Origin of the sequence: Streptomyces sp. 2323.1 (genome assembly GCF_900221035.1) — a bacterium.
GTDB lineage: Bacteria > Actinomycetota > Actinomycetes > Streptomycetales > Streptomycetaceae > Streptomyces > Streptomyces sioyaensis.
The window spans coordinates 4,459,650-4,484,865 of sequence record NZ_LT907981.1; the positions used below are offsets into that span (position 1 = coordinate 4,459,650).

Annotated in this window: 27 protein-coding genes and 4 tRNA genes; 26 read left to right on the top strand and 5 right to left on the bottom strand. The window is 71.0% G+C overall.

Features of this window, described 5'->3' with window-relative positions:
• Nucleotides 1–193: 193 nt before the first annotated feature.
• The 12 genes from CPH93_RS19090 to CPH93_RS19145 all read left to right on the top strand — a co-directional run bounded on the left by CPH93_RS19090 (nucleotide 194) and on the right by CPH93_RS19145 (nucleotide 11,978).
• Nucleotides 194–595, top strand: coding sequence for an NADH-quinone oxidoreductase subunit A (locus CPH93_RS19090; RefSeq protein WP_006604840.1), 402 nt, complete (start codon nucleotides 194–196; stop codon nucleotides 593–595).
• Nucleotides 586–1,230, top strand: a complete 645-nt coding sequence (locus tag CPH93_RS19095) for an NADH-quinone oxidoreductase subunit B (RefSeq protein WP_093483831.1) — start codon at nucleotides 586–588, stop codon at nucleotides 1,228–1,230. The genes CPH93_RS19090 and CPH93_RS19095 overlap by 10 nt, the downstream gene beginning before the upstream one ends.
• The gene (locus CPH93_RS19100) at nucleotides 1,227–2,474 is read left to right on the top strand and encodes an NADH-quinone oxidoreductase subunit C (RefSeq protein WP_096213544.1); all 1,248 of its coding nucleotides are present in this window, start codon (nucleotides 1,227–1,229) and stop codon (nucleotides 2,472–2,474) included. The genes CPH93_RS19095 and CPH93_RS19100 overlap by 4 nt, the downstream gene beginning before the upstream one ends.
• A complete protein-coding gene (locus tag CPH93_RS19105; protein ID WP_093483829.1) occupies nucleotides 2,471–3,439 on the top strand; it encodes a complex I subunit 1/NuoH family protein in 969 nt (322 codons plus the stop codon). Before CPH93_RS19100 ends, CPH93_RS19105 begins: the two co-directional genes overlap by 4 nt.
• Entirely contained in the window at nucleotides 3,436–4,026 is a 591-nt protein-coding gene (locus CPH93_RS19110; protein ID WP_093483828.1) for a NuoI/complex I 23 kDa subunit family protein, read from the top strand. The genes CPH93_RS19105 and CPH93_RS19110 overlap by 4 nt, the downstream gene beginning before the upstream one ends.
• A complete protein-coding gene (locus CPH93_RS19115) occupies nucleotides 4,023–4,631 on the top strand; it encodes an NADH-quinone oxidoreductase subunit J family protein (protein ID WP_093483827.1) in 609 nt (202 codons plus the stop codon). Before CPH93_RS19110 ends, CPH93_RS19115 begins: the two co-directional genes overlap by 4 nt.
• Nucleotides 4,631–4,993: an NADH-quinone oxidoreductase subunit NuoK gene (gene nuoK, locus CPH93_RS19120; RefSeq protein WP_093483826.1), complete on the top strand. Its 363-nt coding sequence runs from the start codon at nucleotides 4,631–4,633 to the stop codon at nucleotides 4,991–4,993. The genes CPH93_RS19115 and nuoK overlap by 1 nt, the downstream gene beginning before the upstream one ends.
• Complete coding sequence (locus CPH93_RS19125) at nucleotides 4,990–6,987, top strand: NADH-quinone oxidoreductase subunit 5 family protein (RefSeq protein ID WP_096213545.1); 1,998 nt, start codon at nucleotides 4,990–4,992, stop codon at nucleotides 6,985–6,987. The genes nuoK and CPH93_RS19125 overlap by 4 nt, the downstream gene beginning before the upstream one ends.
• Before the next feature lie 113 nt (nucleotides 6,988–7,100).
• Nucleotides 7,101–8,783, top strand: coding sequence for a complex I subunit 4 family protein (locus CPH93_RS19130; RefSeq protein ID WP_093483824.1), 1,683 nt, complete (start codon nucleotides 7,101–7,103; stop codon nucleotides 8,781–8,783).
• Entirely contained in the window at nucleotides 8,783–10,327 is a 1,545-nt protein-coding gene (locus tag CPH93_RS19135) for an NADH-quinone oxidoreductase subunit N (protein ID WP_096213546.1), read from the top strand. Before CPH93_RS19130 ends, CPH93_RS19135 begins: the two co-directional genes overlap by 1 nt.
• 226 nt (nucleotides 10,328–10,553) lie before the next feature.
• Nucleotides 10,554–11,417: a zinc metalloprotease HtpX gene (gene htpX / locus CPH93_RS19140; protein WP_093483822.1), complete on the top strand. Its 864-nt coding sequence runs from the start codon at nucleotides 10,554–10,556 to the stop codon at nucleotides 11,415–11,417.
• A gap of 168 nt (nucleotides 11,418–11,585) precedes the next feature.
• Nucleotides 11,586–11,978 carry a YccF domain-containing protein gene (locus tag CPH93_RS19145; protein WP_093483821.1) on the top strand — a complete coding sequence of 131 codons (393 nt, stop codon included), beginning with the start codon at nucleotides 11,586–11,588 and terminating at the stop codon, nucleotides 11,976–11,978.
• Nucleotides 11,979–12,106: 128 nt separating this feature from the next.
• On the opposite strand, the gene CPH93_RS19150 is transcribed toward CPH93_RS19145, so the two are convergent.
• Nucleotides 12,107–12,595 carry a YajQ family cyclic di-GMP-binding protein gene (locus tag CPH93_RS19150; RefSeq protein WP_006604852.1) on the bottom strand — a complete coding sequence of 163 codons (489 nt, stop codon included), beginning with the start codon at nucleotides 12,593–12,595 and terminating at the stop codon, nucleotides 12,107–12,109.
• Nucleotides 12,596–12,783: 188 nt separating this feature from the next.
• Here CPH93_RS19150 and CPH93_RS19155 point away from each other — a divergent pair.
• Nucleotides 12,784–12,865: transfer RNA gene (locus tag CPH93_RS19155), tRNA-Tyr, on the top strand.
• Between the two features lie 257 nt (nucleotides 12,866–13,122).
• On the opposite strand, the gene CPH93_RS19160 is transcribed toward CPH93_RS19155, so the two are convergent.
• Both CPH93_RS19160 and CPH93_RS19165 read right to left on the bottom strand, forming a co-directional pair.
• Nucleotides 13,123–13,785, bottom strand: a complete 663-nt coding sequence (locus CPH93_RS19160; RefSeq protein WP_096213547.1) for an NAD(P)H-binding protein — start codon at nucleotides 13,783–13,785, stop codon at nucleotides 13,123–13,125.
• Nucleotides 13,786–13,861: 76 nt separating this feature from the next.
• Nucleotides 13,862–15,124: an amidohydrolase family protein gene (locus CPH93_RS19165; protein ID WP_093648937.1), complete on the bottom strand. Its 1,263-nt coding sequence runs from the start codon at nucleotides 15,122–15,124 to the stop codon at nucleotides 13,862–13,864.
• A 181-nt stretch (nucleotides 15,125–15,305) separates the two neighbouring features.
• Here CPH93_RS19165 and CPH93_RS19170 point away from each other — a divergent pair.
• From CPH93_RS19170 to CPH93_RS19195, 6 genes are all read left to right on the top strand, one after another.
• Nucleotides 15,306–15,378 (top strand) — tRNA-Thr (locus tag CPH93_RS19170).
• 46 nt (nucleotides 15,379–15,424) lie between these two features.
• A tRNA-Met gene (locus CPH93_RS19175) sits at nucleotides 15,425–15,497 on the top strand.
• Nucleotides 15,498–15,585: 88 nt separating this feature from the next.
• Nucleotides 15,586–15,750, top strand: a complete 165-nt coding sequence (rpmG, locus tag CPH93_RS19180) for a 50S ribosomal protein L33 (RefSeq protein ID WP_006604855.1) — start codon at nucleotides 15,586–15,588, stop codon at nucleotides 15,748–15,750.
• An 84-nt stretch (nucleotides 15,751–15,834) separates the two neighbouring features.
• The gene (locus CPH93_RS19185) at nucleotides 15,835–16,287 is read left to right on the top strand and encodes a MaoC family dehydratase N-terminal domain-containing protein (RefSeq protein WP_093483818.1); all 453 of its coding nucleotides are present in this window, start codon (nucleotides 15,835–15,837) and stop codon (nucleotides 16,285–16,287) included.
• A gap of 1 nt (nucleotide 16,288) precedes the next feature.
• Nucleotides 16,289–16,723, top strand: a complete 435-nt coding sequence (locus CPH93_RS19190; protein WP_093648936.1) for a MaoC family dehydratase — start codon at nucleotides 16,289–16,291, stop codon at nucleotides 16,721–16,723.
• Between the two features lie 59 nt (nucleotides 16,724–16,782).
• Nucleotides 16,783–17,838, top strand: a complete 1,056-nt coding sequence (locus CPH93_RS19195; protein ID WP_093483816.1) for a UDP-N-acetylmuramate dehydrogenase — start codon at nucleotides 16,783–16,785, stop codon at nucleotides 17,836–17,838.
• Here the strand turns inward: CPH93_RS19195 and CPH93_RS19200 are convergent.
• On the bottom strand, nucleotides 17,835–18,896 hold the full coding sequence (locus CPH93_RS19200) for an adenosine deaminase (RefSeq protein ID WP_096213548.1): 1,062 nt from the start codon (nucleotides 18,894–18,896) through the stop codon (nucleotides 17,835–17,837). The two genes, CPH93_RS19195 and CPH93_RS19200, sit on opposite strands and share 4 nt — an antisense overlap.
• 148 nt (nucleotides 18,897–19,044) lie before the next feature.
• Nucleotides 19,045–20,280 carry a pyridoxal phosphate-dependent aminotransferase gene (locus CPH93_RS19205; RefSeq protein ID WP_093483814.1) on the bottom strand — a complete coding sequence of 412 codons (1,236 nt, stop codon included), beginning with the start codon at nucleotides 20,278–20,280 and terminating at the stop codon, nucleotides 19,045–19,047.
• A gap of 183 nt (nucleotides 20,281–20,463) precedes the next feature.
• On the opposite strand from CPH93_RS19205, the gene CPH93_RS19210 reads away from it, so the two are divergent.
• The 7 genes from CPH93_RS19210 to rplJ all read left to right on the top strand — a co-directional run bounded on the left by CPH93_RS19210 (nucleotide 20,464) and on the right by rplJ (nucleotide 25,150).
• Nucleotides 20,464–20,536, top strand: a tRNA-Trp gene (locus tag CPH93_RS19210).
• 108 nt (nucleotides 20,537–20,644) lie between these two features.
• Nucleotides 20,645–20,941, top strand: a complete 297-nt coding sequence (gene secE / locus CPH93_RS19215; protein WP_006604861.1) for a preprotein translocase subunit SecE — start codon at nucleotides 20,645–20,647, stop codon at nucleotides 20,939–20,941.
• A gap of 73 nt (nucleotides 20,942–21,014) precedes the next feature.
• On the top strand, nucleotides 21,015–21,878 hold the full coding sequence (nusG, locus tag CPH93_RS19220; RefSeq protein WP_093483813.1) for a transcription termination/antitermination protein NusG: 864 nt from the start codon (nucleotides 21,015–21,017) through the stop codon (nucleotides 21,876–21,878).
• Between the two features lie 168 nt (nucleotides 21,879–22,046).
• Entirely contained in the window at nucleotides 22,047–22,481 is a 435-nt protein-coding gene (gene rplK / locus CPH93_RS19225) for a 50S ribosomal protein L11 (RefSeq protein WP_006604863.1), read from the top strand.
• Between the two features lie 82 nt (nucleotides 22,482–22,563).
• Nucleotides 22,564–23,280: a 50S ribosomal protein L1 gene (gene rplA, locus CPH93_RS19230; RefSeq protein WP_093483812.1), complete on the top strand. Its 717-nt coding sequence runs from the start codon at nucleotides 22,564–22,566 to the stop codon at nucleotides 23,278–23,280.
• Nucleotides 23,281–23,428: 148 nt separating this feature from the next.
• Nucleotides 23,429–24,280 (top strand): hypothetical protein, encoded by an 852-nt coding sequence (locus tag CPH93_RS19235; RefSeq protein ID WP_231976892.1) that lies wholly within the window; start codon nucleotides 23,429–23,431, stop codon nucleotides 24,278–24,280.
• Nucleotides 24,281–24,598: 318 nt separating this feature from the next.
• Nucleotides 24,599–25,150 carry a 50S ribosomal protein L10 gene (gene rplJ / locus CPH93_RS19240; RefSeq protein WP_093483811.1) on the top strand — a complete coding sequence of 184 codons (552 nt, stop codon included), beginning with the start codon at nucleotides 24,599–24,601 and terminating at the stop codon, nucleotides 25,148–25,150.
• Nucleotides 25,151–25,216: the final 66 nt, after the last annotated feature.

Below are 25,216 nucleotides of genomic sequence, written 5' to 3' on the forward strand. Positions count from 1 at the left end.
CACTGTGAGACACCTGCTGAGACAACCGGACGCCCGGTCTACGCTCCCTGCCGCCCAGGTAGGGCGAAGTAGGGACAAGCTCACCGTCGGCGACGATGCGGCTTCTCGGTGCGGCCCGGCCAGGGCCTAGACTCCCGTCCGTACAGATCGTCGAAGTCGTTGAACAAGCGCAGTCAGGGAGCGAGGGGCGGACGTGGTGGACGCGACCGGACGCACCACCGTCGCCGCGGACTATTTCCAGGGCTACTCGGTCGTCGGGATCATCGCCGTGATCGGGGTGCTCTTCGTCGCCGTGGCCTTCGGGGCCGGGCGGCTGCTGCGGCCGGTGGTGCCGACGCCCGAGAAGCTGCTGACGTATGAATGCGGCGTGGACCCGGTCGGCGAAGGCTGGGCACACACCCAGGTCCGCTATTACGTCTACGCCTTCCTCTACGTCATCTTCGCCGTCGACTCGATCTTCCTGTTCCCCTGGGCGACGATCTTCGCCGCCCCCGGCTTCGGTGGTGTGACGCTGGTGGAGATGTTCATCTTCCTCGGCTTCCTCGCCGTCGGCCTGCTCTACGCATGGAAGAAGGGCGTCCTGGAATGGACGTGAACCCCGCACCCCACGGATCCGCAGCCGCGTCCGAGGGCGCCAGGGCCGAGTTCCTGCCGGAGCCACGGCGCCTGGGCACCCTCGCCCGGCTCGCGCCCGAACCGATGAAGGTGGTCCTCAACTGGGGCCGCCGCTACAGCCTGTGGGTCTTCAACTTCGGCCTGGCCTGCTGTGCCATCGAGTTCATCGCCGCGTCCATGGCGCGGCACGACTTCATCCGCCTCGGCGTGATCCCGTTCGCGCCCGGTCCGCGCCAGGCCGACCTGATGGTCGTCTCCGGCACGGTCACCGACAAGATGGCGCCGGCGGTCAAGCGGCTCTACGAGCAGATGCCCGAGCCGAAGTACGTCATCTCCTTCGGGGCCTGCTCCAACTGCGGCGGCCCCTACTGGGACTCGTACTCGGTCACCAAGGGTGTCGACCAGATCATCCCGGTCGATGTGTACGTCCCGGGCTGCCCGCCGCGTCCGGAGGCGCTGCTCCAGGGCATCCTCAAGCTCCAGGAGAAGATCGCCCGCGAGTCGCTGGGGGAGCGGTACGCGCAGGGCGGCGCGGCCCGGCCCTCGGCGGCCGCGCTGCGCAGCGGACTCGTCACGCCGCCCGCGCCGACGACGGCGGGGGAGGAGCCCCGATGAGCGAGCAGCCCGAGAAGCCTGAGCAGCCCGAGACCCCTGAGCAGGAGCCGGCGAGCGCCGAGCAGGCAGCGGCGGCGGAGCAGCCGGAAGCGCCCGCGGCCGAGCCCGTCGTCGGCTGGCTGCCGCGGCCCGCGAGCGAGATCTTCGGTACCGGGGCCACGGCGGAGCTGGCGTACGACCTGCTGACCGTCGACGTCCCGGCGGACGGCTGGCTCACCGCGCTGACGGCCGCCCGGGACGACCTGGGCTGCAGCTATTTCGACTGGCTGAGCGCCGTCGACGAGCCCGGTACCGGCTTCCGGATCTGCGCCCATCTCGCGGATGTGGCGCGCCCCGGCACCGTCCGCCGGCTGATCGTGCGGACGACCGTGCCGCACGAGGCGGCCGCGCTGCCCACGGCCGTCGAGGTGTACGCGGGCGCGGGCTGGCACGAGCGTGAGACCCACGAGATGTTCGGGGTCGACTTCACCGGCCATCCGCACCTCGTACCGCTGCTGCTCCCGGACAGCTTCGAAGGGCACCCGCTGCGCAAGGACTTCGTGCTGGCGGCGCGGGTGGCGAAGGCCTGGCCGGGCGCCAAGGAGCCGGGGGAGCCCGAGCACGGCGGGCCCAAGCGCCGCCAGATGCTGCCCCCGGGAGTCCCGGACCCGAACGAATGGGGCCCGCTCAAGGGCCAGCTGCCGCCGGCACCCGCGCGGCCGGCGCGGGGTGCGCGGGCCGCGGGCGGTGCCCGTGCGGCCGGCGCTGCCGCGGGCGAGCGCCCGGCCCGGCGGACCCGGACCGCGGGCGCGGGCTCGGCCAGTCAGCAGGCGCCCGGGGAGGCGGTCGGCACGCCGGAGGCTCCGGCAGCTCCCTCGGGTACCGAACGGCCGGAGCGCCCCGCCCGTCGTACGCGGTCGGCGAGCGCGGGCTCGGCCAGTCAGCAGCAGGCGGCGGAAGCGGCCCCGGCAGAGGAGACGCCGGCGGCGGCCCCGGAGGCGGCGGCCCCCAAGGCGGCGCCCCCGCGCTCCTCCGACGCCCCGTGGCACCACGCACGCCCGGCCTTCGACGAGGCGGGGAAGGCCGGAGAGGCCGCCGCGGAGAAGCCCGAGCAGACGCCTGGACCGGAGCCCGAGCAGGCCGGCCCGGAGCACACGCCCGGCCCGGACGCGGAACCCACCGACACCCCGACCCCCGAGCCCGAGAAACGCCCCCGTCCCGCAGCCGATGAACCCCAGGCCCCGGAAGGAGGCGACACCCCATGAGCGACGCACTCGACATCGCGCTGCGCCTCGCTGCCGTCTTCGTCGTCTTCCTGGTGTTCCCCCTGGTCATCGGGCAGACCGAGCACAAGGTCATGGCCCATATGCAGGGCCGCCTCGGTCCCATGTACGCGGGCGGGTTCCACGGCTGGGCGCAACTGGTCGCCGACGGCGTGAAGTTCGCGCAGAAGGAAGACATCGTTCCGGCCGGCGCCGACCGGCGGATCTTCCAGCTCGCGCCCGCCGTCGCCCTGCTGCCGTACCTCCTGGTCCTGGTCGCCATCCCGATAGGCCCGCACAACGCCGTGGGCCAGGCCCTGGACGCGGGGATCTTCTTCGTCCTGGCCGTCATGGGCGTCGGGGTGCTCGGCTCGCTGATGGCGGGCTGGGCCTCGGCGAACAAGTTCTCGCTGCTCGGCGGCCTGCGGACGGCCGCCCAGCTGCTCGCGTACGAGCTGCCGATGCTGCTCGCCGCGGCGTCGGTCGCGATGGCGGCCGGCACGCTCTCGCTGCCCGGCATCATCGAGGCCTTCCACTGGTGGTGGGTGCCCTGGCAGATCGTCGGCGGCGTCGTCTTCTTCACCGCCGGGCTCGCCGAGCTGCAGCGGCCGCCGTTCGACATGCCGGTCGCCGACTCGGAGATCATCTTCGGTGCGTACACCGAGTACACCGGACTGCGCTTCGCGCTCTTCCTCCTCGCCGAGTACGCGGGCATCGTCGTCCTCTGCGCCCTGACCTCCGTCCTCTTCCTCGGCGGCTGGCACGGCCCGTTCGGCGCCGACGGCCTGGGCTGGCTGTGGACGCTGCTGAAGACCGTGATCCTCGCCTTCGGCGTCATCTGGCTGCGGGTGACCTACCCGCGGCTGCGCGAGGACCAGCTGCAAAAGCTCGCCTGGACGGTCCTCATCCCGCTCGCGCTCGCCCAGATCGCCCTCACCGGCGTCATCAAGGTGGTGATCTCGTCATGAGCTTCCCCGGTTCCGGCCTCGCCAAGGGGCTGGCCGTCACCCTGCGGACGATGACGAAACGGTCGGTCACCGCGCAGTACCCGGACGTCCAGCCCGACCTCCCGCCCCGTACCCGCGGCGTCATCGGGCTGTTCGAGGAGAACTGCACGGTTTGCATGCTCTGCGCCCGCGAGTGCCCGGACTGGTGCATCTATATCGACTCCCACAAGGAGACGGTGCCGCCGGCCGCCCCCGGAGGCCGCGAGCGCAGCCGCAACGTACTGGACCGCTTCGCGATCGACTTCGCGCTGTGCATGTACTGCGGTATCTGCATCGAGGTCTGCCCCTTCGACGCGCTCTTCTGGTCCCCGGAGTTCGAGTACGCCGAGACGGACATCCGCGAGCTGACCCATGAGCGCGACAAGCTCCGTGAGTGGATGTGGACGGTGCCCGAGCCGCCGGCGCTCGACCCGGCCGCCGAGGACCCCAAGGAGCTCACCGCCGCCCGTAAGGCAGCGGACAAGCTCGCCGCCCAGCAGGCGGCGGAGGCCGAGGCCCGGGAAGAACCGCCGCAGGACCGACCGGACACCCCAGGGGAGGGCACGTGACGCTCGCCGCCACCGCAGCCGGCCACGGCTTCCTTTCGCCCAGCGGCGTCGAGATCGCTTTCGTCCTCGTCGGGATCGGCACCCTCGGCGCGGCCGCGCTGACCGTCACCACCCGGCAGCTGGTGCACGCGGCCCTCTGGCTGGTCGTCGCGCTCGGCGGGGTCGCCGTGGAATATCTGCTCCTGACGGCCGAGTTCATCGCCTGGGTGCAGGTACTGATCTATGTCGGTTCGGTCGTCGTCCTCCTGCTCTTCGGGCTGATGCTCACCAAGGCGCCCATCGGCCGTTCCCCGGACGCCGATTCGGGCAACCGCTGGGCCGCGCTCGTCGTGGCCCTCGCCTCGGCGGCCGCGCTGGTCTGGGTCGTCGTGGACGCCTTCCGGGCCACCTGGATCAACCTCGACGGCGCCGCCCAGGGCTCCACCGAGGTTTCCGGGCGCAGCCTCTTCCAGTACTGGGTGCTGCCCTTCGAGGCGCTGTCCGTGCTGCTGCTGGCCGCGCTCGTCGGGGCGATCGTGCTGTCCCGCAAGTCGGGTGCGGGCGAGGCCGCGGCGGCGGCCCTCACCAACGGTGCCGCCCCCGCCCCCCGAGAGGAGCAGCGCTGATGCATCTCGCCTACCCGGCCGTCCTCGCCGTCCTCCTCTTCTGCACCGGGCTGTACGGCGTGCTGGCCCGCCGCAACGCGATCCTGGTGCTGATGTCCGTCGAGCTGATGCTCAACGCCGTCAACCTCAACCTCGTCGCCTTCGACGTCTGGCTGCGCGACACCCTGCACGCCGGCCAGGCGCTCACCCTCTTCACCATCGCCATCGCCGCCGCCGAGATCGGCATCGGCCTGGCGATCGTGCTGCTCGTCTACCGCAACCGCGGCAGCTCCGACATCGACCGGCTCCGTGACCTCGCCGAGAAGCCGGGGGCCGCGGACGGGGAACCGCAGCCGGACACCACGGCGGAGGCCGCCGCGTGACGCTTACGACCACTGCCGTTCTCGTTCCTCTCCTGCCCTTCCTCGGGGCCGTCGCCGGCCTTCTCCTGGGCCGCCGGGCGCCCGGTTTCGTGCGGCCGCTGGCGGTGCTGCCGACCCTGGCCGCCGCCGTGCTCGCGGTGGACGTCGCCGTCGGGCAGGGCACCGGCCCGGCCACCGACGTCGCCACCGAGCTCACCCCGACCGGTTCGATCCCCATCGATCTGGCCCTGCACCTCGACGGCTTCGCCGTGCTGATCGCCGTCCTGGTCGGTGTCGTGGCGACCTGTGTGCAGCTCTACTCCACCGGCTATCTGCGCAACGACCCGCGCTACGCCTCCTATGCCGCGCTGGTCTCCCTCTTCACCTCCGCGATGCTGCTGGTCGTCTACACCGGCGACCTGATGCTGCTGCTGGTCGGCTGGGAAGTCATGGGCATCTGCTCCTACTTCCTCGTCGGCCACTACTGGGAGACCGAGGCCGCCCGGGCCGCCTCCCTGAAGGCCTTCCTCGTCACCAAGCTCGGCGATGTCCCCTTCCTCTTCGGCATCTTCGCGCTGGCCGCCGACGCCGGAACCTTCCGCATCACCGGCATCCTCGGCACCGTCGCGAGCGGCGGGCTGGACCACCCGACGCTGATCGCGCTGCTCCTGCTGGCCGGTGTCGCGGGCAAGTCGGCGCAGTTCCCGCTGCACACCTGGCTCCCGGACGCGATGGCCGGCCCGACGCCGGTCTCGGCGCTGATCCACGCCGCGACGATGGTGGCGGCCGGTATCTATGTCGTGGCCCGTCTCCTCCCCGTCTTCGCGGCCTCCGCGGCCGCGCTGGTGGTGATGGCCGTCATGGCCGCGCTCACCATGGTCGGCTCCGGTCTGGCCGCGCTCGCCCAGGACGACATCAAGCGCGTCCTGGCCTATTCGACGGTCGGCCAGCTCGGCTACATGCTCGGCGCGCTGGCCGTCGGCGACCGCGGCGCCGCCGTCTTCCACCTCATCTCGCACGGTGCGTTCAAGGCCCTCCTCTTCCTCGGCGCAGGCGTGATCATCCACGCCGCAGGTACCAACTCGCTGGCCGCCATGTCCCGGATGAGCGGCCTGGCCCGGCGCATCCCGGACGCCTACTGGACGATGACCGTCGCGCTGCTCGCGCTCGCCGCGATCCCGCCGTTCGCCGGCTTCTTCTCCAAGGAAGCCGTCCTGGGCGCCGCCGAGCACGCCGCCACCGGCGCCGCGCACGGCATCCCCGGCGCGGCCGGCTGGACCGTCCTGGTCTCCGGACTGCTCACCGCCCTCCTCACCGCGGCCTACGCCACCCGCCTGTGGCTGCGGGCCTTCCGGGGCAAGGGCGTCGAAGCCCCGGACCACGGCCGGCAGCCGGTCGTGATGAACGCCGTCCTGTGGGCGCTCTTCGTCCCGACCGTCGCGCTGGGCCTGGCCGCCCCGCTCCTGCCCGCGTGGTTCGACGGACGCTCGCTCGCGCCGACCCTGACCACCTCCGTCCTGGGCACCGGCATCGCCCTCGTCGGCGGCCTGGTCACCTACGCCGCCTGGCGCCACACCACCGCCCTGGCCGCCCGCACCCCCATCGGTGCGGTCGTGGCCGCCCCGGACGCCGGCCCCGAGGCCGCCGAGGAGACGGCCATCGCCACCCACGCCCCGGTTTACGGCGACAACGCCGGCGCCGCGGACCCGGCCGACCCCGGCCGCCTCCTCCTCGGCCCGCTCCAGCCGCATGCGGCCGTCGGCTTCCATCTCGACGCCGTCTACTCCGCGCTCTTCGTGCGGCCTGTACGCGCCGCCGCCACGCTGGTCCGCTTCCTGGACCGTGCGGTCGTCGACACCTACGTCAGCGGTGCGGGCGCCGCTCCGCGCTGGCTGGGTGCCGCCGTCCGCCGGGCCCAGACCGGGAACGTGCAGACCTACCTCGGCGCGCTGCTCGCGGGCTCGCTCGTCCTGGCCATCGCCGCCGTCCTCTTCGCCACGGGCACGGGAGCCTGACCGTGCTGCCATCCCCCGGGGGCCGACCCCCGTACGCCCAGCCGACAGCCCTCGTGGCCTGCCTCGCCGGAGCCGAAACCCTGAGGAGGGCCTGACCCGTGAATCACACCGTTATGCAGCTTCTCCTCGCGGGCCTCGTCGTCCTGCCCCTCGTCGGCGCGCTCGCCGCCCTGCTCCCGGCGCCGCCCGGCCTTAGGGGCAAGAACCCCGACCAGGCCGTCCTGCGCCACGGCGTGACTGTCACCGGCGTCGTGCTCGCCGCCGCCATCGCCCTGGCCGCCGGCTTCGACCACGGCCACCCGGCCCGTATGCAGGCCACCACCGACATCAGCTGGATCCCGGCGCTCGGCATCCGTATCCACCTCGGCGTCGACGGCATCTCGCTCCCCCTCCTCGTCCTGACCGCGCTGCTGACCTTCCTCTGCGCGCTCTACAGCTACTACCGCATGCCAACGGGCCCGTCACCCAAGGCATTTGTGGCCCTGCTGCTCACTCTTGAGGCCGGCACCCTCGCCACCTTCGCCGTCCTCGACCTGATGCTCTTCTTCCTCGCCTTCGAGATGGTCCTCATCCCGATGTACTTCCTCATCGCCCGCTGGGGCGGTGCCCAAAAGCAGGCGGCGGCCTGGAAGTTCATCCTCTACACGCTGCTCGGCTCCGTCGTGATGCTGCTCGGCCTCCTTCTCATCGGCGTGAAAACCGGCACGTTCGACATGGTGGCACTGGCCACTGACAACGGCCCGAAAGCCCAGCTCAGCCACACGGTTCAGCTGCTCGCGGTGCTCGCGATCGGCATCGGCCTGGCGGTCAAGTCCCCGATGTGGCCGCTGCACAGCTGGCTGCCCGACGCGCACACCGCCGCCCCCACCGTCGGCTCGGTGCTGCTGGCCGGCGTCCTGCTGAAGATGGGCACCTACGGCTTCGTCCGGATCGCGCTGCCCATCACGCCCGAGGGCATGCACACCTTCGCGCCGTACCTCGCCGCGCTGGCGGCCGTCGGCATCATCTACGGCTCGCTCGCCTGCCTGGCCCTCGTCCGCAAGGGAGCGGGCGGCGACCTCAAGCGCCTGATCGCCTACAGCTCCGTCGGCCACATGGGCTTCGTCCTGCTCGGCATCGCCAGCATGACCCCCACCGGCGTGAACGGGGCGCTGTTCGCCAACATCGCGCACGGCCTGATCACCGGCCTGCTCTTCTTCATGGTCGGCGCGCTCAAGGACCGCACCGGCAGCACCGACCTCGACACCCTCGCCCGCTCCGCGCCCGGCCCCCGGCCCGCAGGGTCCGGCGCCGCCGCACTGCTTCCCGCACCGTCCGGCGCCGCCCTCTACGCCCGGGCCCCCCGCTTCGGCGGCCTGCTCGCCTTCGGGGCGGTCGCCTCCCTGGGGCTCCCCGGACTGGCCGGATTCTGGGGCGAGATGCTGGCGATGTTCGGCGCTTTCCGCCCGGCCGCCGGCCTCAGCCGCCCCGCCTTCCTGACGTTCATGGTCCTGGCCGGTCTCGGCACCCTGCTGACCGCCGCCTACCTGCTGCTCGTCGTCCGCCGCGTCTGCATGGGCGGCTCGGTGGACCTGGCCGGGGCCGCCGTGCTCGGCGCCGCGGACCCGGACGGCGAGACCGGCGCGGACCCGGACGGCACGCCCGCACCGGCGCCCGCCGTCCCCGACCTCGCGCGCTACGAATACGCGGCCTGGACCCCCCTGGCCGCCCTCACCGTCCTCGCCGGACTGTGGCCCGCGGCCCTCCTCGGCCTCACCGACCCGGCCGTCCAGCAGCTCCTCGGAGGCGGTAAGTGATGAGCTCGGTCCCCTCGCTGGTCCAGTCCGTCGACTGGCTCGCCCTGGCGCCGCCCACCGTCACCGCGGCCGTCGCCCTGGTGGTGCTCGTCGCCGACCTCTTCCTGCCCGCGGCCCGCAAGCCGCTGCTGGGCCTGCTCGCGACGGCGGGCCTCGTGCTCGCCGCGCTCTCGCTGCTGCCGCTCCTGGGCGGCGACCGCCGCACCTTCTGCCTGTCCGGCCACCCCGATGTCTGCAGCTATGTGGCCGACCCGTTCGCCCTGGTCATCCAGTTCCTGGTGCTCGCCGGGGCGCTGCTGACCGCGCTGCTGTCCCTCGACACCATCAAGGACTGGGACCTGCCCGCCGGCGAATACTGGTTCCTGCTGCTGTCCTCGGCGGCCGGCGCCGCCCTGCTGCCCGCCTCCCGGGACCTGGCCACCCTCGTCATCGCCCTCGAAGTCGCCTCGCTGCCCGCCTTCGCCCTCGTAGGACTGCGGCGCGGCGACCGGCTCTCCTCCGAGGCGGCGCTGAAATTCTTCCTGTCCTCGGTGGCCGCCACTGCCGTGATGCTGCTCGGCGTGAGCTTCCTGTACGCGGCCACCGGCAGCCTGCACCTCTCCCAGGTGGCGCACGCCCTCACCGCGCTCCCAGACCCGCGGCTGGCCACCCTGGCGAGCGCCGGCGTCGCCCTCACCCTCGTCGGCTTCGCCTTCAAGACCGCCGCCGCGCCGTTCCACTTCTGGGTGCCGGACACCTACGTCGGCGCACCGCTGCCGATCGCCGGCTACCTCTCCGTGGTCGGCAAGGCCGTCGGCTTCTCCGGCCTGATCCTCGTCACGGTCCAGGGCTTCCCCTCGTACGCAGGTGTCTGGGGGCCGGCGCTGGCCGTCCTCGCCGCGCTGACCATGACCGTCGGCAACGTCGGGGCCCTGCGCCAGGACCCCCGGCGCGCCCACAGCGCCGTACGCCTGCTCGCCTGGTCCTCCGTCGGCCAGGCCGGCTACCTCCTGGTCCCGATCGCGGCGGCCGGCTACCTGCACGACCCGGGGCGCGCCATCGGCTCCACCGTCGCCTACGCCCTGATGTACGCGGCCGTGAACCTCGGCGCCTTCGCCGTCGCCGCCGTAGTGGCCCGCACCCGGCCCGCCAACCGGATCACCGACTACCGGGGCCTGTACCACCGGCGGCCCCTGGTGGCGCTCGCCCTCGGCTTCTTCCTGCTCTGCCTCGCCGGCCTGCCGCCGGGCATCATCGGCCTGTTCGCCAAGGTCACGGTCTTCTCCACGGCCGTCGACGCGGGCCTGGCCTGGCTCGCCGTGGTCATGGCGGTCAATGTCGTGATCGCGCTCTACTACTACCTGCAGTGGACCACGGTCCTCTTCCGGGGAGCAGAGGAGCCCGCGGCGGCACAGGCCCCCGAGGCCGCTCCCGCGCAGGCGCCGCACCGCACCGACCTCCCGGCCCCGCTCGCCACCGCCATCGCGCTCGCCGCCGTCCTCGGCATCGCCCTCTCCGGCGCCCCGCAGCTCGTGCTGCGCTTCGCCTCCGCGGCGCTGCTCTGAGTAGTTGGCGGCCCCGCACCCGGCGCCCCTGACGGCCGCACGGCCGCCTGCCCACCCGTACGGAGGCACGGCCCCACGGGGCGCCTGGGTACCCCTGCCCGGCCCGCCGCCCGCACACCGGGGAACCAGGCCCGTTCATCCCGCGTTGACCAGTGAGTAAGGATCCACTGGAGAGTGGAGAAACGCAGCCCAGGGTTCCCCTGCCGCACCTCTTGGAGGGCCTACCGTGCACCGCCGGCACAACGGGCTCAGGACCGCCGTACTCCTCGGGGGCCTGTCCGCCCTCATCATCGTCATCGGCGGCCTCTTCGGCCGTACGGGCCTGATCGTCGCCGTTCTCGTCGCCCTGGGCACCAACGCGTACGCCTACTGGAACAGCGACAAACTGGCGCTGCGGGCCATGCGCGCCCGCCCCGTCAGCGAGTTCGAGGCCCCCCAGCTGTACCGCATGGTCCGCGAGCTCTCCACCACTGCCCGCCAGCCGATGCCGCGCCTGTACCTCTCCCCGACCCAGGCACCCAACGCCTTCGCCACCGGCCGCAACCCCCGCAATGCCGCGGTCTGCTGCACCGACGGCATCCTCCAGCTCCTCGACGAACGCGAACTGCGCGGCGTCATCGGCCACGAACTCAGCCACGTCTACAACCGCGACATCCTCATCTCCTCCGTCGCGGGCGCGCTGGCCTCCGTCGTGATGTTCCTGGTCAACTTCGCCTGGCTGATCCCCCTCGGCCGTTCCGACGACGACGAGGGCCCCGGCCTCCTCGGCATGCTGCTGATCATGATCCTCGGCCCGGTCGCGGCCTCCCTCATCCAGCTCGCCGTCAGTCGCTCCCGCGAGTACGCGGCCGATGCCTCGGGCGCCCAGCTCACCGGCGACCCGCTGGCCCTGGCCTCCGCCCTGCGCAAGCTGGAGGCCGGCACCCAGCAGCTGCCGCTCCCGCCCGAACCGCGCCTGGAGACTGCCGGCCACATGATGATCGCCAACCCCTTCCGGGCGGGCGAGGGCATGACCCGGCTGTTCTCCACCCACCCCCCGATGCGCGAGCGCATCGCCCGCCTCGAACAGCTGGCGGGCCGCCGCCCCTGACGCCCGGCCGGCGCCGGAAGCGGAGAGTGGCCGCCACCGCGGACCCATCGCATGATGAAGACAACGCTGTGACGGGACGGCAACGATACGAACGCAACGATTCACCGCACTCAGCGCGTCTAGCTCGGCAGACACACTGTCCGCCGTGCCCTGGGAAGGCTGCTGATCATGAAGCTCATCCTCAACGTCCTCTGGCTGGTCCTCAGCGGCTTCTGGCTGGCGATCGGCTATGTCGTCGCAGGAATCGTCTGCTGCATCCTGATCATCACGATCCCGTTCGGCATCGCGTCCTTCCGGATCGCCGGCTATGCCCTGTGGCCCTTCGGCCGGACGACCGTCCAGCGACATGACGCCGGTGTCGGCTCGGCGATCGGCAACGTCATCTGGATCATCTTCGCGGGCTGGTGGCTGGCCCTCGGGCACATCGTCACCGGCCTCGCCCTGTGCGTGACGATCATCGGCATCCCGTTCGGCATCGCCAACTTCAAGATGATCCCGATCTCCCTCGTGCCCCTCGGCCGCGACATCGTCCCGACCGACGAGCCCTTCGCGGTGCGCTGACCCGGGCCCCAGCCGGCACCCCCGCCGCCCAAACGCGTACGAGCCTCTGTGGGGCCCCGCCCATACACAGGTGGGGCGGCACGCCACAGCGCGCCGCCCCATCCTTGTGTCACCCGAAAACCGGGCTCCTACCGGTAGTTCACGAACTGCAGCGCGAAGTCCAGGTCCTTGCCCTTCAGCAGCTGCTGCACCGCCTGCAGGTCGTCCCGGCTCTTCGAGCTGACCCGCAGCTCGTCGCCCTGCACCTGCGCCTTGACGCCCTTCGGGCCCTCATCGCGGATGATCTTGGCGACCTTCTTCGCGTTGTCCTGCGAGATCCCCTCCTCCATCGAGGCGAAGATCTTGTACTCCTTGCCCGAGGCCTGCGGCTCGCCGGCGTCCAGCGCCTTCAGCGAGATCCCGCGCTTGACCAGCTTGGACTGGAAGATGTCGAGTACGGCCTTCACCCGCTCCTCGGCGTTGGCCCGCATCTCGATCTTCTCGCCCGACCACTCGATCGACGCGCCCACGCCCTTGAAGTCGTAGCGCTGCGAGATCTCCTTGGCGGCCTGGTTGAGGGCGTTGTCGACCTCCTGCCGCTCTACCTTCGAGACGATGTCGAAACTGGAGTCGGCCATGTTGAGTTGGCTCCTCGTACGTAGATCCGTCAGGGGTACGGCCCGTCCCGGACCGCCTGCCAAGCCTAGCCACCCGACCAAGATCCAGCGCTTCCGAATCGAGTGGCAGACCACCCCCGGTCATCGGGTATGGTTTACGTCGTTGCCACGGAGCACCGCCCACAGCGGGTCTCCCGGCAGCAAACCCAGGCGGTGTGCCCGAGCGGCCAAAGGGAGCAGACTGTAAATCTGCCGGCTCAGCCTTCCCAGGTTCGAATCCTGGCGCCGCCACAGGGAATGCAAAGGGCCCCTGGCTTGCGAATGCGCAAGCCAGGGGCCCTTTGTGATGCGCTCTCGCGTCCCTCGTGCGGTCTCCTGCCTTCTCGATCCCGGACGCTGAATCCCGGGAGTGCGTGGGCGGCCGCGGGGCGGCCCCTAAAGTGCCCGCACGGCTCTCCGCGCAGCGGAAGCGGGGGGCCGTCGTGGTCCGTCAGATCTCCACACGCCGTGCCGGGCCGGCCCTCGCTGCCCCCTGCGGACGCCGCTCCTCAGCGTCCTGCCACCGCCCGCACCGCTTCCGCCACCGGCGCCTCCCCGCCGATCAGCTCCAGCGTCCGGCCGATGGTGCCCGGCTCGTCGAGCAGCGCCGCCAGGACGGCTGCCACGTCATCCCGGGTCACCTCGTCGCGGCCGGTCGACTCGGCCAGCGTCACCAGGCCCGTTCCGGGGTCGTTCGTCAGCCGGCCGGGCCGCAGGATCGTCCAGTCCAGCCCGGCGCGGGCCCGTACGTCCGCGTCCGCGGCACCCTTCGCCCGCAGATACGCCGCGAAGACCGGATCGGTGCCCTCCGGTGGCTCACGGTCCGCGCCCATGGAGGAGACGACGAGGAAGCGCCGGACGCCCGCGGCCTCGGCCGCGTCCGCGAAGAGGGCCGCCGCGCCCCGGTCCACCGTGTCCTTGCGTCCGACATCGCTGCCCGGGCCCGCGCCCGCCGCGAAGACGGCCGCGTCCGCCCCCTCCATGTGCCGGGCGACATCCTCCACCGACGCCGACTCCAGGTCGCAGACCACCGGCTCGGCACCCGCGGCCAGCACGTCGCCGGCCTGTTCCGGCCGGCGGAGGATGCCCGCGACCTCGTCCCCGCGCTCGGCGAGCAACCGCTCCAGCCGCAGCGCGATCTGACCATGTCCACCTGCGATGACAATGCGCATGATCCCGACCGTACGCCGATGGGCCGCCGCGCGGTGCGGGACCGGCCGGGTGCCGCCGCCTTCTCGCCGCCGCGGCTCAGCGCTGCGACTGCCGCGGCAGCTCCAGCGCCACCTCCGCCGCCGAGTCGCAGTACTCCCGTACCGCGCTGGTCCGGGCGACGACCCGCCCCCGGTGGATCACGATCCGGCTGTAGGCGAGCGAGAGCACCCCGGCGATCCGCTCCCCGCGCACCGCCAGCAGCTCCGCGGGGAAGCCCGCCTCGACGCGCACCTCCGGCAGGCTCAACGTGGCCCGCGCCGCCGAACTCACGGTCTCGTACGCCGCCTCCGGCGTGGCCTCGCCCAGGGACGCCAGGAGGTACGCGGCCTCCAACGGGTCGCCGCGCCCCACCGGGTTCGCCACGTCCCGCAGCGCCCCGCTGCCCGCCGCCACCCGCACCCCGGCCGCCCGCAGCAGCCGTACCGGCGCCGGCCGCGACACCCGCGAGCCGTAGCGCTCCAGGCCCGTACAGTCGCCCTGCGGCAGACAGACGACGGCGACCCCGGCGGCGGCCAACTGCTCGGCCACCCGCGCGGCCACGCTCCGCGGCATCCGCGCCATCCCCGCACACGGCCCGAGCGCGACCCCCGGCCGCAGCCCGCCCGCCATCGCCGCGAACCGCGCCAGCCGCGCCGGATCGTCACCGTCGGTGTGCAGATCCACCGGGCAGCCGTGCTCGCCGGCCAGCTCCAGCACCGTCTCGACGTACCCGGCGGGGTCGGGGTCGAGGTCCGGGCAGCCGCCGATGACCGAGGCGCCCATCTTCACCGCGTCCCGCAGCATCGCCAGCCCGTCCGCACCGGCCACCCCGGTCAGCACCCGCGGCACCGCCACCGCCGCCAGATCGGCCAGCCCGCGCAGCGACCTGCGGGCCTGCAACACCGCCTCCAGCGAGCGCAGGCCCTGGACGTCGCCGATCCTGACGTGGCTGCGCGAGGCGGTGGCGCCGTGCCCCAGTTGCAGCAACGCGGCCTCGGTCGTCCGCCGCTGGACGTCCTCGGGGGAGCCGGAGGCGGGGCCGTCGGAGTCCGCGGTCAGGGCGGTGTCGCAGTGCGCATGCGGCTCGGCGGGGGCGGGGAGCAGGAGGTAGCCGGCGAGGTCGACCCGGGCGCCCTGCGGGGCGAGGCTGCCCGCCGTCCCGACGGCCTCGATGCGCCCGCCGCCGAGCCGTACGTCCACCGTCCGGCCGTCGGCCAGCCGGGCCCCGCACAGCACCAGCGCACCGCTTTCCGGCCTGGCGTATTGGCCGGCGCCGCCGGGCTTTCCGGGCTGGGGCTGCGGCGAACTGCTGTCGGACATCGCGCTCCTCGAAAGCACCGGCGTGCAAGATCACGCAGCGTTCTTCCGAGCCTAGGACGCTGCCCGGAGAGCGTTGCGCAGGCGCGAAATAGTCGTACCGGTGTGGTGCCCGGGGCCGTTGGGGCGCGGCCCGATACGGATTTCACGTTTGGCGGCGGGCCGTGTAATGTCTTCATCGCTCGCCCCAATAGCTCAGTCGGCAGAGCGTCTCCATGGTAAGGAGAAGGTCTACGGTTCGATTCCGTATTGGGGCTCTGATGTGTGAGGTTCCCGCCCTCGGGCGGGGTCCCCTCGCATCACAGCGGTGTAGCTCAGTCGGTAGAGCAAGCGGCTCATAATCGCTGTGTCACCGGTTCAAGTCCGGTCACCGCTACTGACAGTAGCCGATTGTGGGGTCGGTCCTCCGATCGGCTACTCTTCTATGCGTTAACCCGACCATCCGTCCGTCAAGGAGCACTCACGTGGCTGCCACCGACGTCCGCCCGAAGATCACGCTGGCCTGCGTGGAGTGCAAGGAGCGGAACTACATCACCAAGAAGAACCGGCGCAACGACCCGGACCGTCTTGAGATGAAGAAGCACTGCCCCCGTTGCAACTCGCACACTGCGCACCGCGAGACGCGATAACACAGGCTCGTCCGTGAGGCCGTCCCCATTCGTGGGGGCGGCCTCACGGCGTTATCACCATCAGTACAGGGAGGTTGCGAGCCCATGGCGCTCGACCAGTCATTTGTGGGGCGCACGTACCCGCCCACCGACCCCTACGAGGTCGGCCGGGAAAAGATCCGGGAATTCGCCGAGTCCATCGGTGACACCAACCCCGCCTACACCGACGCCGAAGCAGCCAAGGCGCTCGGGTACTCCGATGTGATCGCGCCGCCGACGTTCGTCTTTGCGATCACGTTCAAGGCCGCGGGACAGGTCATCGAGGACCCGCAACTGGGCCTGGACTACAGCCGGGTGGTGCACGGCGACCAGAAGTTCGCCTACACCCGGCCGGTGCGCAGCGGGGACCGGCTGAGCGTCACCTCCACCATCGAGGCCATCAAGAGCATGGCGGGCAACGACATCATCGACATCCGCGGTGAGGTGCACGACGAGGCCGGCGAACACGTCGTGACCGCGTTCACCAAGCTGGTGGCCCGCGCCGACCGGGAGGCCTGAGATGACCGCCAAGATTTCTTACGACGAGGTCGAGGTCGGCACCGAACTCCCGGCGCAGACCTTCCCGGTGAGCCGCGCCACGCTCGTCCGGTACGCGGGTGCCTCCGGCGACTTCAACCCGATCCACTGGAACGAGAAGTTCGCCAAGGAGGTCGGGCTGCCGGACGTCATCGCCCATGGCATGTTCACCATGGCCGAGGCGATCCGCGTGGTCACCGACTGGGCCGGCGACCCGGGCGCGGTCGCCGAGTACGGCGTGCGCTTCACCAAGCCCGTCATCGTCCCCAACGACGAGACCGGTGCGCTGATCGAGGTCAGCGCCAAGATCGCGGCCAAGCTGGACGACGACGACCGTACGGTCCGGGTCGATCTCACCGCGATGAGCGCGGGCCAGAAGGTGCTGGGCATGTCCCGCGCCGTGGTCCGCCTCGCCTGACTGCTGCCGCCGGGGGCGGCCGGCCGAGGATGTCGGACCGCCCCCGTACCCTTGGGCGCGTGCAGGAACTCCATGACGCGCCCCTCGCCCCGCTGACCACCTTCCGCCTCGGCGGCCCGGCCACCCGCCTCGTCACGGCCACCACCGACGACGAGGTGATCGCGGCCGTCCGCGCGGCCGACGACGCCGGGGACCCGCTGCTGATCATCGGCGGCGGCAGCAACCTCGTCATCGGTGACAAGGGCTTCGACGGCACGGCCCTGCGCATCGCCACCCGTGGCTTCGAGCTCGACGGCACGGCCCTCACGCTCGCCGCCGGTGAGAACTGGTCCGATGCGGTCGCCCGTACGGTCGAGGCCGGACTGGCCGGCGTGGAGTGCCTGGCCGGCATCCCCGGCTCGGCGGGCGCCACCCCGATCCAGAACGTGGGCGCGTACGGCCAGGAGGTCTCCACCACGATCACCGAGGTCGTCGCCTACGACCGCCGGGCCGGCGAGACCGTCACGATCCCGGGCGCGGAGTGCGGCTTCTCCTATCGCCACAGCCGCTTCAAGGAGCACCCCGAGCGGTTCGTGGTGCTGCGGGTGCGCTTCGCCCTGGAGGACGCCGGGGGCCTCTCCGCGCCCCTGAAGTACCCCGAGACCGCCCGCGCCCTCGGCGTCGAGGCCGGTGACCGGGTCCCGGCCGCCGTCGCCCGACAGACCGTCCTGGCCCTGCGCGCGGGCAAGGGCATGGTGCTGGACCCCGAGGACCACGACACCTGGTCGGCCGGCTCCTTCTTCACCAACCCGATCCTCAGCGAGGCCGAGCACGCCGCCTTCCTCCAGCGGGTCCAGGACCGCCTCGGCCCCGATGTCGCCCCGCCCGCGTTCCCGGCCGGCGACGGCCTGGTCAAGACCTCCGCCGCCTGGCTCATCGACCGGGCCGGCTTCACCAAGGGCTACGGCAGCGGCCCGGCCCGCATCTCCACCAAGCACACCCTCGCGCTCACCAACCGCGGCAAGGCCACCACCGAGGACCTGCTCGCCCTGGCCCGCGAGGTCCGCGACGGCGTGCACGCGGCCTTCGGCGTCACGCTCGTCAACGAACCGGTCACGGTCGGCGTCAGCCTCTAGCAGAGGCCCCGGTCCTCATCCGCCAGCCAGGCGTCGATCCCCGCCAGCAGCCGCTGCTGCTCGTCCTGCGGGGCGCACGAGCCGCGGACCGACTGCCGGGCCAGCTCGGCCAGTTCGGCATCGGTGAAGTCGTGCGCGGTGCGGGCGATCTCGTACTGCGCGGCCAGCCGCGCGCCGAACAGCAGGGGGTCGTCCGCGCCCAGCGCCATCGGCACGCCCGCGTCGAACAGCGTCCGCAGCGGCACGTCCTCCGGCTTCTCGTAGACCCCCAGTGCCACGTTCGACGACGGGCACACCTCGCAGGTCACCCCGCGCGCGGCCAGCCGGCGCAGCAGCGCGGGGTCCTCCGCGGCCCGGACGCCGTGCCCCACCCGGCCGGCGTGCAGATCGTCCAGGCAGTCCCGGACGCTGGCCGGCCCCGACAGCTCCCCGCCGTGCGGTGCCGCCAGCAGCCCGCCCTCGCGCGCGATGGCGAAGGCGCGGTCGAAGTCCCGGGCGAAACCCCGGCGTTCGTCGTTGGACAGCCCGAAACCGATCACTCCGTGGTCGGCGTAGCGCACCGCGAGCCGCGCCAGCGTACGGGCGTCCAGCGGGTGCTTCATACGGTTCGCGGCGACCAGGACGCGGATGCCGAGCCCGGTGTCACGGGACGCGCTGTGCACCGCGTCCAGAATGACCTCCAGGGCCGGGATCAGCCCGCCCAGCCGTGGCGCGTACGAGGTCGGGTCGACCTGGATCTCCAGCCAGCGCGACCCGTCGCGGACGTCCTCCTCGGCGGCCTCGCGCACCAGCCGCTGGATGTCCTCGGGCGCCCGCAGACAGGACCGCGCGATGTCGTACAGCCGCTGGAAGCGGAACCAGCCGCGCTCGTCCGTGGCCCTCAGCCTGGGCGGCTCACCGCCCCGCAGCGCCTCCGGCAGATGGACGCCGTATTTGTCGGCGAGCTCCAGCAGGGTCGTGGACCGCATCGAACCGGTGAAGTGCAGGTGCAGATGGGCCTTCGGCAATCGGCGCAGGTCTCGAATGGCGGCTCCGCCGCGGGCACAAACGCTCTCCATCCCAGGATCTTGCCGTATGAGACCGGTACGCCGGTAGGGCCTTTCCCGAAGGGGTGTCCGGGAGAACGGACGAGCGGGCGCCGGGAAGGGATCCCGGCGCCCGCTCGTGTCACCTCCGGATATCCGCAGGTAGGGCCGTTCTGGTGAGCTACTTGGCCTCCGCCAGCAGCTTCTGGAGGCGGGACACGCCCTCGACCAGGTCCTCGTCGCCCAGCGCGTACGAAAGCCGCAGGTAGCCGGGGGTGCCGAAGGCCTCACCCGGGACGACGGCGACCTCCGCCTCCTCCAGGATCAGCTCGGCCAGCTCCACGCTGGTCTGCGGGCGCTTGCCGCGGATCTCCTTGCCCAGGAGCTCCTTCACCGACGGGTACGCGTAGAACGCGCCCTCCGGCTCGGGGCACAGCACGCCGTTGATCTCGTTGAGCATCTCCACGATCTTGCGGCGGCGGCGGTCGAAGGCGACCTTCATCTCCTCGACGGCCGTCAGATCGCCGGAGACCGCCGCGATGGCCGCGGCCTGCGCCACGTTCGAGACGTTGGACGTGGCGTGCGACTGGAGGTTCGCGGCGGCCTTGATGACGTCCTTGGGGCCGATCGCCCAGCCCACCCGCCAGCCGGTCATCGCGTACGTCTTCGCCACGCCGTTGACGATGATGCACTTGTCGCGCAGCTCCGGGACGACCACCGGCAGCGACGAGAACTCCGCGTCGCCGTAGACCAGGTGCTCGTAGATCTCGTCGGTCAGCACCCACAGGCCGTGCTCGGCGGCCCAGCGGCCGACCGCCTCGACCTGCTCGCGGGTGTAGACCGCGCCGGTCGGGTTCGACGGCGAGACGAACAGCAGCACCTTGGTGCGGTCCGTACGGGCCGCCTCCAGCTGCTCCACGGTCACGCGGTAGCCGGTGGTCTCGTCGGCGACCACGTCGACCGGCACACCGCCGGCGAGACGGATCGACTCGGGGTAGGTGGTCCAGTACGGCGCCGGGACGATGACCTCGTCACCCGGGTCGAGGATCGCTGCGAACGCCTCGTAGATCGCCTGCTTGCCACCGTTCGTCACCAGGACGTTCGCGGCCTCGATCTCGTAGCCGGAGTCGCGCAGCGTCTTCGCGGCGATCGCGGTCTTCAGCTCGGGGAGGCCGCCGGCCGGGGTGTAGCGGTGGTACTTCGGGTTGCGGCAGGCCTCGACGGCGGCCTCGACGATGTAGCCGGGCGTGGGGAAGTCGGGCTCACCGGCGCCGAAGCCGATCACCGGGCGTCCGGCGGCCTTGAGGGCCTTCGCCTTGGCGTCTACGGCGAGGGTCGCGGACTCGGAGATCGAACCGACGCGGGCCGAGACCCGGCGTTCGGTGGCGGACGATGCGGAAGGGGTTGCAGCGCTCATACATGCATCGTTGCAGACCTCCGACGAGCCCGGAACACGGGTTTGCGGGCACCACCCGCGAGGATCGTGTTCGACGACCGGCCCCGAACCACGTACACTCGCTGACCGTTGGCTCCCAACAGGTCGCCGCGGCACATGCACCAAGTGCAGTCGCCCGCATGCGGTAGGTTGGGGGAACCACAAAGGGTCGTAGCTCAATTGGTAGAGCACTGGTCTCCAAAACCAGCGGTTGGGGGTTCAAGTCCCTCCGGCCCTGCTACACGCACTCTCCACCGCAGTGCGTGCACGCGTACGTATGACATGCACCGCCGTGCGGCAGGAGCAGGGCGCGGCACGGCCACGACCCGGATTCAGGTGAGGACGAGTGACGGACGCCCTGGGCTCCATCGACATGCCTGAGCGCGGTCGCTCCGAGGATGAGACCGCGGAGTCCCAGAAGAAGCCCCGTCGCGGCGGCAAGCGCGGCAAGAAGGGCCCGTTCGCGCGGCTCGCGCTTTTCTACCGCCAGATCGTGGCGGAGCTCCGCAAGGTCGTCTGGCCCACGCGCAACCAGTTGTCGACGTACACCAGTGTGGTGATCGTCTTCGTTGTCATCATCATCGGTCTCGTAACCGTGATTGACTTGGGAATCAACCGAGTCGTCGGGTACGTCTTCGGCTGATCCCGCGGAGGGCGCCTCAGCGGGCGCCCATTTCGCATGTTCAACCCCTTGAAGCCAGGAAGAAGCAGCCACCGTGTCTGACCCGAACCTGAACGACGCCGCCGACTCCGCCGAAACGGCAGCGGCCGACGTGGACGCGGCCGCCTCGGCCGAGGTCGAGGGCGACGACACCGCGCGTGACATCGTCGAGAACGCCGACGCGGTCGACGAGCTCGACGCCGAGGACGCCGCCGCCGGTGAGCCCGCCGAAGAGGCCGCGGTGCACGTCGACGAGGACGCCGAGGCCGCCGCCGAGGTCCCCGAGGACGAGGAGGAGCCGGTCGACCCCGTCGCCGCCCTCCGCGACGAGCTCCGTGGCCTGCCCGGTGAGTGGTACGTCATCCACACCTACGCGGGGTACGAGAACCGCGTGAAGACCAACCTTGAGCAGCGTGCCGTCTCGCTGAACGTCGAGGACTTCATCTTCCAGGCCGAGGTGCCGCAGGAAGAGGTCGCCCAGATCAAGAACGGCGAGCGCAAGACCATCCGCCAGAACAAGCTCCCGGGCTATGTGCTGGTGCGGATGGACCTGACGAACGAGTCCTGGGGCGTCGTCCGCAACACCCCGGGTGTCACCGGCTTCGTCGGCAACGCCTACGACCCCTACCCGCTGACGCTGGACGAGATCGTCAAGATGCTCGCCCCGGAGGCCGAGGAGAAGGCCGCCAAGGAGGCCGCCGCGGCCGAGGGCAAGCCGGCGCCGTCCCGCAAGGTCGAGGTCCAGGTGCTGGACTTCGAGGTGGGCGACTCCGTCACCGTCACCGACGGCCCGTTCGCGACGCTCCAGGCGACGATCAACGAGATCAACGCCGACTCGAAGAAGGTCAAGGGCCTCGTGGAGATCTTCGGCCGCGAGACCCCGGTCGAGCTGAGCTTCGACCAGATCCAGAAGAACTAGGTTCTTCCGGAACACCAGCCAAATCGACCAGGTCAGACGGGCTCACAGCCGGTCTGACCTGCTCGGTTTTTGGCCGCACGACCATACCCGTTATCGTTGTGCGGTATGCCTCCATCCGGATGACCGGATGGATCGGCGAAACACCTCTCACTAGGACCCGGAGAGAGCATGCCTCCCAAGAAGAAGAAGGTCACGGGGCTTATCAAGCTCCAGATCAGCGCCGGCGCCGCAAACCCGGCCCCGCCGGTCGGCCCCGCGCTGGGCCAGCACGGCGTCAACATCATGGAGTTCTGCAAGGCCTACAACGCCGCGACCGAGTCGCAGCGTGGCATGGTCGTGCCGGTGGAGATCACGGTCTACGAAGACCGTTCCTTCACCTTCATCACCAAGACCCCGCCGGCCGCGAAGCTCATCCTGAAGGCCGCGGGCGTGGAGAAGGGCTCCGGCGAGCCGCACAAGACCAAGGTCGCCAAGATCACCCGCGACCAGGTCCGCGACATCGCCACCACCAAGATGCCCGACCTGAGCGCCAACGACCTCGACTCCGCCGAGAAGATCATCGCTGGCACCGCCCGTTCCATGGGCATCACGATCGAGGGCTGATCCTCAGCCTCTTTCGGCACCCCGTGGCAGGACCAGGCGCTGGTCCGCACCACGACTCCACCCCACTGCACCAGGAGCAGAAGTGAAGCGCAGCAAGACTCTTCGCAATGCGGACGCGAAGATCGACCGGGAGCGTCTGTACGCCCCCCTCGAGGCCGTCCGTCTCGCCAAGGACACCGCCTCCGTCAAGTTCGACGCGACCGTCGAGGTCGCCATGCGTCTGGGCGTCGACCCGCGCAAGGCCGACCAGATGGTCCGTGGCACCGTGAACCTCCCGCACGGCACCGGTAAGACCGCCCGGGTCCTGGTCTTCGCGACCGGTGACCGTGCTGCGGCCGCGGAAGCCGCCGGCGCCGACATCGTCGGCTCGGACGAACTGATCGACGAGGTCTCCAAGGGCCGTCTGGACTTCGACGCCGTCGTCGCCACCCCGGACCTCATGGGCAAGGTCGGCCGCCTCGGCCGCGTGCTCGGTCCCCGTGGTCTGATGCCGAACCCGAAGACCGGCACCGTCACCCCGGATGTCGCCAAGGCTGTCACCGACATCAAGGGCGGCAAGATCGAGTTCCGCGTGGACAAGCACGCGAACCTCCACTTCATCATCGGCAAGGTCTCCTTCGACGAGACCAAGCTGGTGGAGAACTACGCCGCGGCGCTCGAGGAGATCACCCGCCTCAAGCCGTCCGCCGCCAAGGGCCGCTACATCAAGAAGGCCACCATCACCACCACGATGGGCCCCGGCATCCCGCTGGACGCCAACCGCACCCGCAACCTCCTCGTCGAGGACGAGGCCGTCTGATCTCCTTGATCAGCGCCTCGTAGCGCGTCTGCATCGCGTCAGGCCCCGTCTCTCCTCCGGGAGGGGCGGGGCCTGACGCATGTGCTGTCGGTGCCCTGCATTACAGTCGCCCCGAGGTCCATAAAGATGATCTAAGGGGGAGCCTCACGTGCGTAGCACGCGTATAGCCGCCGCCGTGGCGGGTGCAGTGATGTTGGTCGGCAGCCTGAGCGCCTGTAACGACGACGGCGGCAAGGCCTCTGGCGGCGGCAGCAGCAGCGGCGGGAGCAGCGACACAGCGGGCGGCAAGCAGGACCCGGTGGACGCGCTGAAGGCCGCCCAGGAGGCGACCGCGGGCAAGAAGACCGCGAAGATCGACGGCTCGACGACCACGACCACCACCAACGGCCAGGTGAAGCAGTCCACCAAGGGCGGGCTGGACTGGACGCAGGGCATGCAGATGAACGTGGAGAACACCATGACCGGCGGGGGGAGCCCCGGTAAGCCGATCAAGGCGATCTACACCAAGGACGCCGTGTACATGAACATGGGCGCGGCCATGCCGGGTGCGAGCAGCAAGCCCTGGATGAAGTACTCGTACGCGGCGCTGTCGAAGCAGCTGGGCGGCTCCGGCACGCTCTTCCAGGACGTCCTGCAGAACGCGAACCCGAGCCAGCCGATCGAGCTGCTGATCGCCTCCGGCACGGCCAAGGCGGTCGGCAAGGAGGCCGTGAACGGCGTCCAGGCGACGCACTACACCGGCACCGTCACGATGGCCCAGCTGAGCGGCAAGGTCAGCAAGTCGGTCCGTGACCTGGTCCAGAAGCAGCTCGAAAAGGGCGGCGCGAAGAGCGAGCAGCTCGACGTCTGGATCGACGCCGACAACCTGCTGGTCAAGAAGGAGGAGAAGCTCGGCGGCAAGCAGCCGAGCAGCTCCACGGCGCTCTTCTCGGACTACGGCACCAAGGTCGACGTGGCCCCGCCGCCGGCGAGCCAGACGACGACCGCGCCCGGCGCCTGACCGGCACCGCAGCACGTGTGACGGCCTGGGCGGGGGCTCACGGATGCCCCTGCTCAGGCCGATTTGCCTGACCGCCGTCCGCTCCCGTATCTTTTCCCGGAAGCCAAAGACCGCTGGTTGTCTCTGCGCGTCCGAACTCCGGGCGTGTGGTGGCCGAAGGATCCGCTAGCTGCGGACGGCCTGCGCAGGCGTGTATGGATGAACTCCCGGACGGAATTTTCGTTCCGGTTGAGTACGCCCCGTGCGCCTGCGCCGGGGCGTTTGTTTTGCCCAGCCCCTTCTGCGCGGTCCTCATCACCCGGAAGGAGGCCGAGGCTCATGGCGACGTCTGACAAGAACGCAGCCGTTGCGGAGATCACGGAGAAGCTCCGCGACTCCCACGCAGCTGTTGTGACTTCTTACACCGGACTGACTGTGGCGCAGCTCAAGGAGCTGCGTCGTTCTCTCGGCGAGAACGCTCAGTACCGTGTGGTGAAGAACACGCTGACCAAGATCGCGGCCAAGGAGGCCGGGATTCAGCTGGACGAGCACCTCAAGGGCTCGACCGCTGTTGCCTTCGTGACCGGTGACCCGGTCACGGCGGCGAAGGGTCTTCGTGACTTCGCCAAGGAGAACCCCTCTCTCGTCATCAAGGGCGGTGTCCTTGACGGCAAGGCACTGTCTGCCGACGAGATCAAGAAGCTTGCGGACCTTGAGTCCCGTGAGGTTCTGCTCGCCAAGCTGGCGGGAGCGATGAAGGCGTCCACGGCCAAGGCCGCGGCGACCCTCCAGGCCCCGCTCACGAAGTTCGCCCGCACCGCGGACGCGCTTCGCAGCAAGGTCGAGCAGGGCGGTGCCGGTACGCCGGCTCCCGCCGAGGCTGCCGAGTAATCACTCGGACGCCCAGCGGGCCCGAAGTACGCCCGCCAGACATGTACATCCGGCACCAGCCGAATT

Excerpts from the sequence above, each read along its gene's own strand:
- CPH93_RS19200 (WP_096213548.1), bottom strand. The coding sequence starts at position 18,896 with ATGGAGAGCGTTTGTGCCCGCGGCGGAGCCGCCATTCGAGACCTGCGC.
- CPH93_RS19145 (WP_093483821.1), top strand. The coding sequence starts at position 11,586 with ATGAAGCTCATCCTCAACGTCCTCTGGCTGGTCCTCAGCGGCTTCTGG.
- CPH93_RS19165 (WP_093648937.1), bottom strand. The coding sequence starts at position 15,124 with ATGTCCGACAGCAGTTCGCCGCAGCCCCAGCCCGGAAAGCCCGGCGGC.
- CPH93_RS19190 (WP_093648936.1), top strand. The coding sequence starts at position 16,289 with ATGACCGCCAAGATTTCTTACGACGAGGTCGAGGTCGGCACCGAACTC.
- CPH93_RS19135 (WP_096213546.1), top strand. The coding sequence starts at position 8,783 with ATGAGCTCGGTCCCCTCGCTGGTCCAGTCCGTCGACTGGCTCGCCCTG.
- CPH93_RS19150 (WP_006604852.1), bottom strand. The coding sequence starts at position 12,595 with ATGGCCGACTCCAGTTTCGACATCGTCTCGAAGGTAGAGCGGCAGGAG.
- CPH93_RS19160 (WP_096213547.1), bottom strand. The coding sequence starts at position 13,785 with ATGCGCATTGTCATCGCAGGTGGACATGGTCAGATCGCGCTGCGGCTG.
- CPH93_RS19095 (WP_093483831.1), top strand. The coding sequence starts at position 586 with ATGGACGTGAACCCCGCACCCCACGGATCCGCAGCCGCGTCCGAGGGC.
- rplK (WP_006604863.1), top strand. The coding sequence starts at position 22,047 with ATGCCTCCCAAGAAGAAGAAGGTCACGGGGCTTATCAAGCTCCAGATC.
- rplJ (WP_093483811.1), top strand. The coding sequence starts at position 24,599 with ATGGCGACGTCTGACAAGAACGCAGCCGTTGCGGAGATCACGGAGAAG.
- CPH93_RS19205 (WP_093483814.1), bottom strand. The coding sequence starts at position 20,280 with ATGAGCGCTGCAACCCCTTCCGCATCGTCCGCCACCGAACGCCGGGTC.
- CPH93_RS19100 (WP_096213544.1), top strand. The coding sequence starts at position 1,227 with ATGAGCGAGCAGCCCGAGAAGCCTGAGCAGCCCGAGACCCCTGAGCAG.
- CPH93_RS19105 (WP_093483829.1), top strand. The coding sequence starts at position 2,471 with ATGAGCGACGCACTCGACATCGCGCTGCGCCTCGCTGCCGTCTTCGTC.
- CPH93_RS19185 (WP_093483818.1), top strand. The coding sequence starts at position 15,835 with ATGGCGCTCGACCAGTCATTTGTGGGGCGCACGTACCCGCCCACCGAC.
- CPH93_RS19110 (WP_093483828.1), top strand. The coding sequence starts at position 3,436 with ATGAGCTTCCCCGGTTCCGGCCTCGCCAAGGGGCTGGCCGTCACCCTG.
- CPH93_RS19130 (WP_093483824.1), top strand. The coding sequence starts at position 7,101 with ATGCAGCTTCTCCTCGCGGGCCTCGTCGTCCTGCCCCTCGTCGGCGCG.
- nuoK (WP_093483826.1), top strand. The coding sequence starts at position 4,631 with ATGCATCTCGCCTACCCGGCCGTCCTCGCCGTCCTCCTCTTCTGCACC.